Origin of the sequence: Mycobacterium sp. (assembly GCF_008709575.1) — a bacterium.
GTDB lineage: Bacteria > Actinomycetota > Actinomycetes > Mycobacteriales > Mycobacteriaceae > Mycobacterium.
The window spans coordinates 1-576 of sequence record NZ_VYIK01000501.1 but is presented as its reverse complement, the minus strand read 5'-3'; the positions used below and the strand labels follow the sequence as shown (position 1 = coordinate 576).

The 576-nt window shown below is 66.0% G+C and carries 2 protein-coding genes; one reads left to right on the top strand and one right to left on the bottom strand.

The annotated features are described in order from the left end of the window. Positions 1-374 (top strand): HNH endonuclease family protein (locus tag F6Q13_RS19820; protein ID WP_293060097.1); only part of this gene is annotated, 374 nt, incomplete at its 5' end. Between the two features lie 116 nt (positions 375-490). Here F6Q13_RS19820 and F6Q13_RS19815 read toward each other — a convergent pair. Continuing rightward, on the bottom strand, positions 491-576 hold an 86-nt coding region (locus F6Q13_RS19815; RefSeq protein ID WP_293060100.1), incomplete at its 5' end, for a hypothetical protein.

Sequence of the window (576 nt, the reverse complement as noted above, 5' to 3'; positions counted from 1 at the left end):
TGGCGACCGGAGTGCTGCACGACCCTTATACCAACGCCACCATCGACTTTCAGCGCGGCGCGAAGATCGGCGCCTCGGTGCAAATTGATCACATCGTGCCCTTGTCGTACGGATGGGATGAAGGGGCGTGGGACTGGCCTCAGGAGAAGCGAGTTCGGTTCGCCAATGACCCGGCCAACTTGCTTGCGGTGGCGGGGCAGGCCAACGAGGACAAGGGTGACAAGCCTCCTGCGTTGTGGATGCCGCCCAACACCGCGTTCCACTGTCAGTACGCGATGCAATTTATCGCAGTGCTGCGGGGCTACAGCTTGCCGGTCGATGCGCCGTCGGCGACGGTGCTGCGTGAAGCTGCGGACACCTGCCCGAAGAGCTGAACCGGTCTCGCGACTAGCGTCGGCCGCTTCCGGCGGGCGCTGCGTTGCGCCAGGCGGTGGCCATCTGTCCCCCGAGGCAGCCCACCGCCGACAGTAGACGGTGAACCTGGCCAGAACTAGGCCCCGGTGTAGGTCAGTGGATCCTCGCGGACCCGGGTGCCGTCGTTGAGCCCGCCCAGGGCAGCCAGGTGTTCGGCGGCGA